Below are 9,630 nucleotides of genomic sequence, written 5' to 3' on the forward strand. Positions count from 1 at the left end.
GTGTTGTGGATACAAATTATTTTTTTAATTATGACAAAGATGGTAAAACCAAATGTATAAATTTTACAGTTTAAAATTAATTAATTGTAAATATAAAAAACAACCGTTAAAATCCAGTAAACACAAGAAAAACTTTTAAAGATTACCCATGATTTGAAGTCGATTTAATTACCTTTGTGCCCGATAAATAGGAAATATGATCAAGTGGTTTAGTTTGGGATTTTGGGAGTTAATTGCTCGTATTGTCCTTAGGAATAGAATTTTAATGCTGTCTATTATTGTGGTAATAACAGCACTTTTAGCTTTACAATGGAAAAATATTCATTTTACTTTTACCGAGGCAAATTTATTGCCTAATGACAATATTGTAAACGTTGAGTACGATGCTTTTTTAAATAAATTTGGAGAAGAAGGAAATCTTGTCATCATTGGTGTTAAAGACGATGCTATATTCACCCCAAAGGCTTACGCGTCTTGGTCTAGAATGATGAATTCCTTAAAAAAGGATGCCGCTGTAGATCTTGTGGTATCTCTTAATGATTTAAAAAAACTTCAAAAAAATGAATCCCTTGAAACCTTTCAGTTGGTTCCTTTTATTGACCAAAATAAAACTTTAGATCCTGCCTATTTGCAAACCATTAAAAAGGAGCTTATCAATGATATGCCTTTCTATGAGGGTTTGCTATTTAATAAAAGATCAGGAAGTATTCGTTCTGCGGTGTACATGGACAAGAAAATTGTAAACACAGCTGCCAGAAAAGATTTTATTTTAGAGAAACTAGTCCCTGCTGTCGAAGTTTTTGAGAAAGAAACCGGAATTGATTTACGAGTTTCGGGAATGCCATACATCAGGACCTTGAATGCAAAGACCATTACTGATGAAATTAGCATTTTTATAGGTGCTTCTTTACTGGTAACTTCATTGCTTTTCTTTTTCTTTTTTAGAAGTTTTAGAGCCACCTTAATATCTATGATTATTGTAATTATTGGTGTGATGTGGTCTTTTGGGTTTTTAGGATTGTTGAATTATGAAATTACGGTTTTAACGGCTTTAGTTCCCTCTTTAATCATCGTAATTGGAATCCCGAATTGTATTTTCTTGACCAATAAGTACCATCAAGAATATAAAATTCATCATAATAAGGCTAAAGCATTACAACGTGTTACTACAAAGGTAGGAATGGCAACTTTAATGACTAATCTTACCACTGCCATAGGTTTTGCTACCTTTATTGCTTCAAACAATCAATTGTTATTAGAGTTTGGAGTGGTAACATCTATCAATATTATGGCTCTTTTCTTTTTGTGCATCATAGTAATCCCTATTTTTCATAGTTTTATTCCGGCACCTAAAGAGCGTCACATTGAGCACTTGGATCGCAACTACGTTAAAGTTTTCATGGATTGGATCTTAAGAAATGTAAAATACAATCGATTTTCAATCTATGTAGTAGCTGTATCGTTATTAGTAGTGAGCATTATAGGGATATATGAAATGCGAATTTCGGGAAGTTTAATAGAGGACATGCCTAAGAAAGAAGCCTTTTTTGAGGATATTGTTTTCTTCGAAAAAGAGTTTGACGGAGTGATGCCACTTGAAATTATGATTGATACCAAACGCAAAAAAGGGGTTATGAAATTGTCTACCCTAAAGCGAATGGAGGAACTTGAGGAAGCCATTGATGAGATTCCAGAATTGTCAAAGCCTATTTCAATTGTCAATCTGGTTAAATATTCTAAGCAAGCGTATTATAACGGAAATCCTGATTATTATGAATTGCCTAGCTCACAGGAACAATCTTTTATTTTATCATATGCTAAAAATTCGACTAAAAATTCGAAAGATAATGTAATGAAAAGCTATGTGGATGCAACCGGTCAATATGCTCGAATTACTACTTTCATGCGTGATGAAAGTGGCGATAAAATTGCTAAAATAGAAGCTGAAATTCGCAAGAAAGCGGACAAGATTTTCCCAGCCAATCAATATAAAGTAACCATTACAGGAAAAGCTTTGGTTTTCCAAAAAGGGACTGGTTACCTGCTAGATAATTTACTTTCGTCGCTGGCATTTGCTTTTTTGTTAACGGCACTTTTAATTGCATTTATGTTCCGTTCGTTCAAGATGGTTTTGGTTTCTATTATTCCAAATTTACTTCCGTTGATGCTTACCGCTGGATTGATGGGTTTTCTGGATATACCATTAAAACCGTCAACGATATTGGTTTTTGGAATTGCATTTGGACTTTCGGTGGATGATACCGTCCGATTCTTATCGCAATATCGAGAGGAATTAAAGAAAAATAACTGGAAGATTCGTAAATCCGTTTATGCCACTTTTACGGACGCAGGCTTGAGTATGTTTTATACCTCTATTGTATTGTTCTTTGGTTTTTCGGTATTTATGTTGTCTAGTTTTGGAGGTACTATTGCACTAGGCGGATTGATTTCCTTGACATTATTGTTCGGAATGCTATCTAATTTAATGTTACTACCTGCATTGGTGCTTACCTTAAATAAAACACTGGCAAATGAACAAGATTTTATAGAACCAAAAATTGACATCATTGAACCTAGTGATGCAGAAATTGACGAATTAGAACAAAAAAAATAAATTAAATCAGTATTCGAATTTCACTTCATGCTTTACGATCTTGGTTTTGCAAGGCCACGATCGTAAAGTACAATACTTCCTGCAACAGATACGTTTAAGCTTTTCTCTGATTTGAATTTAACTAAATGATGGCATTTGGCGATAGCAGCCTTGGAGAGTCCGTTATCCTCAGCTCCTAATAAGTACACACAGCGTCTCGGGTGTTCAAATGTTTCTAAATCGGTAGCGCGTTCATCAAGTTCAACGCCTACTAAGCGAGCGCCTTTGGGTAAGTTGTTGTAGAAATCTTCAAAATTTTCGTAATGAAAATAGGGCAAAGATTTTACAGCATTGTGCGTATCACAAGCCTGCTTGGCATATCGATTTCCTATGGTAAAAATATAACTTGCACCCAAGTTTTGTGCGGTGCGCCACAATACACCAAGATTTTCGGGTGTTTTACCGTTTTGGATGCCAATGCCGAAATACTCTGTTACAAAATTGTCGTTCATGGGGCAAAAGTACAAAGTGTTGTGCGGTTAGCCAAGTTTTTAAACAGCTTCAAAAAGAAGATACTTCCAATTATTAATCTAAAATAGGTCCTGAAACCAGCTCCCTAGCCCCGATAGAAATGGAAATCCTTATTGTTTTTGCTTGCAAAAAACAATAAGATTGTAATGAATAGCGGGAAATAGCTCCTGATTACCCAAATTGTTACAAGGACTTTTCAAACAAATCATTTATATTTGCAGTTCAGTCACGAGACATTTTTTAATATCAACAATTCACATAAAATGAGACATACAAAAGTTAAAGACTTACTAAACAGTACAACGACACTTCATGAAGTAAATGCAAAAGGATGGGTGAGAACTTTTAGAAACAATCAATTTATCGCGTTGAATGATGGTTCAACTATCAATAATATTCAATGCGTGGTGGATTTTGAAAATACGCCAGACGAAACTTTAAGAAGAATCACGACGGGTGCAGCGGTATCCGTAACTGGAACTTTGGTAGAAAGCAAAGGGGCTGGTCAAAAATTTGAAATTCAGGTTACAAAATTGGAGATTTTAGGAGACTCTGATGCTGAGAAATTCCCAATGCAACCAAAGAAACACTCGCTAGAGTTTTTGCGTGAAAATGCTCATTTACGCGTGCGTACTAATGCTTTTGGAGCTATTATGAGAGTACGCTCAGTATTATCATTTGCAGTTCATAGCTATTTTCAAGAGAAAGGTTTTGTATATGTCAATACGCCTATTATCACAGGATCTGATGCTGAAGGTGCTGGTGAGATGTTTAAAGTTACTGCTTTATCGTTTGACAATACACCACGTACAGAAGACGGAAAAGTAAATTATAAAGAAGATTTCTTTGGAAAAGAAACCAACTTGACAGTTTCTGGACAATTAGAAGGAGAAACTTTTGCTATGGCTTTGGGTCAGATTTATACTTTCGGACCAACATTTAGAGCCGAAAACTCAAATACTTCTCGCCACCTTGCTGAGTTTTGGATGATTGAGCCAGAAGTTGCCTTCAATGATTTGAATGACAACATGGACTTAGCTGAAGATTTTATTCAGTACGTTATAAAATATGCATTGGACAAATGTTCGGAGGATTTGAAATTTTTAGAAGGAAGACTTTTAGAAGAAGAAAAATCAAAACCACAAGCAGAACGCAGTGAAATGGCTTTGCTAGACAAATTGAATTTTGTTTTAGAGAACAATTTCAAACGCGTTTCGTATACGGAAGCTATTGATATTTTAAGAGATTCTACACCAAACAAAAAGAAAAAATTCAACTATATCATTAACGAATGGGGTGCTGATTTACAAAGTGAACACGAGCGTTACTTGGTGGAGAAACACTTTAAATGTCCGGTAATTTTGTTTGATTATCCAGCCAATATCAAAGCGTTTTACATGCGTTTGAATGACAATACAGAACCTGGAAGAGAAACAGTTCGCGCTATGGATATCTTGTTCCCTGGAATTGGAGAAATAGTAGGAGGATCTCAGCGTGAGGAGCGTTTTGATGTTTTGGTTGAAAAAATGAAAGCCTTAGGAATTGATGAAGAAGAATTGTGGTGGTACTTAGATACACGAAGATTTGGATCAGCAGTTCACTCTGGTTTTGGACTTGGGTTTGAAAGATTGGTGTTATTTGTAACCGGAATGACTAACATTCGTGACGTAATTCCTTTCCCAAGAACACCAATGAATGCGGAATTCTAAAAAAAGTTTCAAGTTCAAGGTTTAAAGTTTCAAGTGCAACAACCTGAAACTTTAAACCTGAAACAAAAACAACAAAATATAAAATGCTAAAGCAATTCTTAAATTTAAAATTATCACAAAAATTATCTCCACAGCAAATCCAGCTGATGAAGTTAATTCAATTGCCTACGCAAGCTTTTGAACAACGTTTACTCGAAGAAATGAACGAGAATCCTGCACTGGAATCAGGGAAGGAAGAAGATGAATACGAAAAAGACGAGTTCGAAAACGAAGATTATGATGATTATGATGATGCCGAATCAGAGCGCATTGAAGCCGAAGATATCAATATAGATGAGTATTTAAGCAACGACGAAACACCTGATTATAAAACTCAGGCAAATAATTATAGTGACGATGATGACGAGCGAGAAACACCTTTTGCAGCGCCAGTAAGTTTTCATCAAGATTTAATCAATCAGTTGAACACCTTTATCTTGAATGATGAAGAGCGCGAAATTGCTGAATTTCTAGTAGGTAGTATTGACGATATGGGTTACATTCGTCGTAGCATTCCAGACATGGTTGATGATATGGCATTTACCCAAGGTATTTACACTAATGAAAAAATGGTGCAAAAAATGCTTCATGTAATTCACGAACTAGAACCAGCAGGTGTGGGTGCACAAGATTTGCAAGAATGTTTGCTGCTACAACTCAAGCACAAAACACCAACGGAATCGGTTGATTTGGCTATCGACATTATCGAAAATCAATTTGATGCTTTTACTAAAAAACATTACGATAAACTGCTTCAAAAGTACGGCGTATCGAATGAACAGTTGAAAAAAGCCATTCATGAAATTGAGAAACTAAATCCAAAACCAGGCAGTTCATTTACCGGAAACAATAAAGTAACCGAAAATGTAGTTCCTGATTTTGCTATTAGAATTATAGATGGCGAATTGGAATTGACTTTAAACGGTCGTAACGCACCATCGCTGCATGTTTCCAAAGATTATCAGGAAATGATGCAAACCTATAAGGATTCCCGCGATAAATCAGCGCAGCAAAAAGATGCAGTGCAGTTTATCAAACAAAAACTGGATTCGGCTAAATGGTTTATTGATGCCATCCGTCAGCGTCAGGAAACTTTATTTGTTACCATGAATGCGATTATGCATTACCAAGAAGAATTTTTCCTTGATGGCGATGAGACCAAGTTGAAACCGATGATTTTAAAAGACATTGCAGATATGGTAGGTCTTGATATCTCTACCATTTCACGTGTGGCCAATAGTAAATACGTAGAAACGCCCTACGGCACTAAATTGATTAAAGAATTCTTCTCAGAAGCTATGAAAAATGATCAGGGAGAAGATGTTTCGACATTGGAAATCAAGAAAATTCTGCAAAATACTATCGAGGAAGAAGACAAGAAAAAACCATTACCAGACGATCAACTGGCCGAAATTCTAAAAGAAAAAGGGTATCCAATTGCAAGAAGAACCATAGCAAAATACAGAGAACAACTGGATATTCCTGTGGCAAGAATGAGGAAGAAAATGTAAAATTTTGGTTAAAGAAAAAGAATAGGACAAATTTGTTTACGGGCAAGTTTGTCCTATTTGTTTTTTTAAAATATCATTAAAAGTGGGTATTGTGCAAGAAATTAAATTGGTTCAAATTGCAGGTGTTATAATACAAGAAGATTGTCTACGCACCTTTGTAAAGTGCCTAGTCTTAATTTCATTAAAAAAACTATATTTAAAATGAAAAACAACAATTATTATCTATTTATTTTATTACTCATAAGTATTTCATTCGTTGACTGCTATTCACAAGAAAGTGTGACTGTTTCTGGCGGTACTGCAACAGGAACTGGTGGAACTGCCAGTTACTCTATTGGGCAAACAACTTTTACAAGCCAAATAAATTCTGGCGGAATTGTCACTGCAGGAGTTCAACAACCTTATGAAATTGTAACGCTGGGTAACAATGATTTTGCAGAAATTAACCTTGTCATGTCTGCATATCCGAACCCAACTATAGATGTTCTTAATCTTGTAGTGAGCGATGAAAAATGGAACGGAATGTCCTATCAGCTTTTTGATCTTAATGGCAAAACATTATCAAAACTTCAAAAAATGATAACTTCTGAAACAAGCGTATCGATGCGAGAATTACAAAGCGGCATTTACTTTCTTACCATAACAAATGGTTCTAAAAAAATAAAAACTTTTAAAATCATTAAAAAATAATACTTAAATAACAATTAACAAAATGAAAAAAACTACCCTTATTGTACTATTATTATCTACTTTCAGTATACTTTTTGCGCAAGCTCCTCAAAAAATGAGTTACCAATCGGTAATTCGTAAAACCGATGGAACACTTGTAGTTAATACAGTGGTTGGTTTGAAAATCAGTATATTGCAAGGTTCTGAAAACGGAACAGCAACGTATGTAGAAACGCAGACGGTGACTACAAATGCCAACGGTTTAGCAACTTTAGCCATTGGAGGCGGAACAGCCGTGACAGGAACTTTTGCAGGAATAAATTGGGGAACAGGTACTTATTTTATAAAAACCGAAACCGATCCTACTGGTGGAACAAATTATACTATTAGTGGCACGAGTCAATTATTGAGTGTACCGTATGCACTATATGCCGGAAATAGTCAAAACAAGGGAAAAACGTCTATCGTAATAACTGGAAATATTACAAATGAACAAGCGGCAATACAAATTGCAGCTGAATTTGGGCCGTATACCGAAAATGTTTACATACGTAATACAACAGGATTGACTACTGTGGATTTAAGCGCTATTACAAGTTTAATTAATTTAAGCATATCTGAAAACGCTAATTTGACAAGCATTAACTTGAGTGGTCTTACAGCAATTTATGAAGTCTGTTATATTGAAGACAACGAAGCTTTAAATGTCCTTTCATTTCCAGTATTAAAGATAACACCCTCAAATGGTGAATTTTCAATTGATGAAAACCCAGTGTTGACTTCAATATTATTTCCGGTCTTAACCACTATCTCAGAAATTAATATTAGTGAAAACCCAATAATAACTTCAATTAGTTTTCCTATGCTCGCAAATGTTAAAAATCAATTAGCCATTGATGGTAATTTATCATTAACATCTATTGGATTACCCTTGTTGTCTAATTGTGGCTCTATTTACTTTAGTGGAAATGCATTACCAAGTTCGCAAATAAATACACTATTAAACAAATTGTTGACCGTAACTCCGTCATCAAGAAAATATGTATCATTAAGTGATCAAAAACCACCTGCACCTCCAACTGGTCAAGGACTTATAGACAAACAAACTTTGATTAATGCAGGAAATACTGTTTCTACTGATTAATTGTTTCTGATTTTTTAAATCTATTGCCCCTTTTTGATCCAATGAAAAAAGGGGTTGTTTTTTTAGTAACTTTGACAAAAATCAATCATCATGATAACAGACATAAACCAATTAGATTTAAATAAAACGTATTCCTATGCGGATTATTTAACCTGGCAGTTTCAAGAAAAACTAGAATTGATAAAAGGAAAGATATTTAAGATGAGTCCAGCACCAAGTACTACTCATCAAAGAATATCTATGGAATTAGCAGGTATGCTTTATATTTTTTTCAAACCACATCCTTGCAATCTTTTCGCTGCTCCATTTGATGTTCGACTGATGGATAAGAAAAATCGAGATTAGATCAAGAAATTTATACCGTTGTACAACCTGATTTGTGTGTTATTTGTGATGATGCCAAAATTGACGAACGTGGTGCTATTGGTGCTCCTGACTTGGTTATAGAAATTCTTTCACCTGGGAATTCTAACAAAGAGATGAAATATAAATTTGATTTATATGAAGAAGCTGGAGTTCTTGAATATTGGATTGTAAACCCAGCAGACAAAACGGTTTTTATTTATGTATTAAAAGAGAATGAATTCATAGGAATGCATCCTTTAATTGAAGAAGATAATATTCAAAGTAAATTATTTCCTGAATTGGATTTTAAATTAGAATCTATTTTTAACTAAAACAGAAACCCTTTCAAAATTTTGAAAGGGTTTGTTTTTTTTAACCTGGTATCAGTTCCCTCTCCCTCGGAGAGTCCCGAAACGTCAGGAAGGGAGAGGATTTTATTTTTTCTCTTGATCTTTCCGCATCGCATGATAATAAGCAGCGCGGCTCAATGGTTCGTATTCTTCGGTTTCGCCAAGCATAACCAGTTTGTCATTATCGGTTTTACGAAAACTGTAGTTGGCAAGATTTCCAGTTCTGGTGCATACCGCATGCACTTTCGTTACATACTCAGCAGTTGCCATTAAGGCAGGCATAGGTCCAAAGGGATTTCCTTTAAAATCCATGTCCAATCCTGCAACAATCACTCTGACTCCTTGATTAGCAAGATCATTACAAATCTTTACAATTTCATCATCAAAAAACTGTGCTTCGTCAATGCCCACAACATCACAGCCTTGTGCCAAAATTGCGATATTTGCTGCTGCAGGAACGGGTGTAGAGCGAATTTCATTGGCATCATGTGAAACTACCATTTCCTCGTCATAGCGCGTGTCTATTGATGGTTTGAAGATTTCTACTTTTTGCTTGGCAAACTGCGCTCTTTTCAAACGACGGATTAACTCTTCGGTTTTACCCGAAAACATGGAGCCACAAATGACTTCGATCCAACCAAATTGTTCTTTGTGATTTACTGTATTTTCGAGAAACATTTTGTTTTTTTCTGACTTAAAAAATGAATAGTTTTTATTACTTTGTAATAGAATTTTAGAC

9 protein-coding genes are annotated in these 9,630 nt (G+C 35.0%); 7 read left to right on the forward strand and 2 right to left on the reverse strand.

All coding sequences use genetic code 11. The annotated features are described in order from the left end of the window. The first annotated feature begins 196 nt into the window (after positions 1–196). On the forward strand, positions 197–2,614 hold the full coding sequence (locus tag FPG59_RS10260) for an RND family transporter (protein WP_086454512.1): 2,418 nt from the start codon (positions 197–199) through the stop codon (positions 2,612–2,614). Between the two features lie 32 nt (positions 2,615–2,646). On the opposite strand, the gene FPG59_RS10265 is transcribed toward FPG59_RS10260, so the two are convergent. Next, positions 2,647–3,105 (reverse strand): RNA methyltransferase, encoded by a 459-nt coding sequence (locus tag FPG59_RS10265; RefSeq protein ID WP_086454513.1) that lies wholly within the window; start codon positions 3,103–3,105, stop codon positions 2,647–2,649. A gap of 282 nt (positions 3,106–3,387) precedes the next feature. Between FPG59_RS10265 and asnS the strand changes: the two genes are divergently transcribed. From asnS to FPG59_RS17050, 6 genes are all read left to right on the forward strand, one after another. Continuing rightward, the gene (gene asnS, locus FPG59_RS10270) at positions 3,388–4,833 is read left to right on the forward strand and encodes an asparagine--tRNA ligase (protein WP_086454514.1); all 1,446 of its coding nucleotides are present in this window, start codon (positions 3,388–3,390) and stop codon (positions 4,831–4,833) included. An 83-nt stretch (positions 4,834–4,916) separates the two neighbouring features. Then, complete coding sequence (gene rpoN, locus FPG59_RS10275; RefSeq protein WP_086454515.1) at positions 4,917–6,383, forward strand: RNA polymerase factor sigma-54; 1,467 nt, start codon at positions 4,917–4,919, stop codon at positions 6,381–6,383. A gap of 201 nt (positions 6,384–6,584) precedes the next feature. Then, entirely contained in the window at positions 6,585–7,073 is a 489-nt protein-coding gene (locus FPG59_RS10280) for a T9SS type A sorting domain-containing protein (protein WP_086454516.1), read from the forward strand. A gap of 22 nt (positions 7,074–7,095) precedes the next feature. Next, on the forward strand, positions 7,096–8,196 hold the full coding sequence (locus tag FPG59_RS10285) for a hypothetical protein (protein WP_086454517.1): 1,101 nt from the start codon (positions 7,096–7,098) through the stop codon (positions 8,194–8,196). A gap of 90 nt (positions 8,197–8,286) precedes the next feature. Next, positions 8,287–8,541, forward strand: coding sequence for a Uma2 family endonuclease (locus FPG59_RS17045; protein WP_369596812.1), 255 nt, complete (start codon positions 8,287–8,289; stop codon positions 8,539–8,541). A 32-nt stretch (positions 8,542–8,573) separates the two neighbouring features. Continuing rightward, positions 8,574–8,873, forward strand: coding sequence for a Uma2 family endonuclease (locus FPG59_RS17050; protein ID WP_369596813.1), 300 nt, complete (start codon positions 8,574–8,576; stop codon positions 8,871–8,873). Positions 8,874–8,975: 102 nt separating this feature from the next. On the opposite strand, the gene FPG59_RS10295 is transcribed toward FPG59_RS17050, so the two are convergent. Then, positions 8,976–9,569, reverse strand: coding sequence for a thymidine kinase (locus FPG59_RS10295; protein ID WP_086454518.1), 594 nt, complete (start codon positions 9,567–9,569; stop codon positions 8,976–8,978). Between the last annotated feature and the right edge of the window lie 61 nt (positions 9,570–9,630).

It is taken from the genome of Flavobacterium sp. FPG59, assembly GCF_002150205.1.
Taxonomy (GTDB): Bacteria; Bacteroidota; Bacteroidia; order Flavobacteriales; family Flavobacteriaceae; genus Flavobacterium.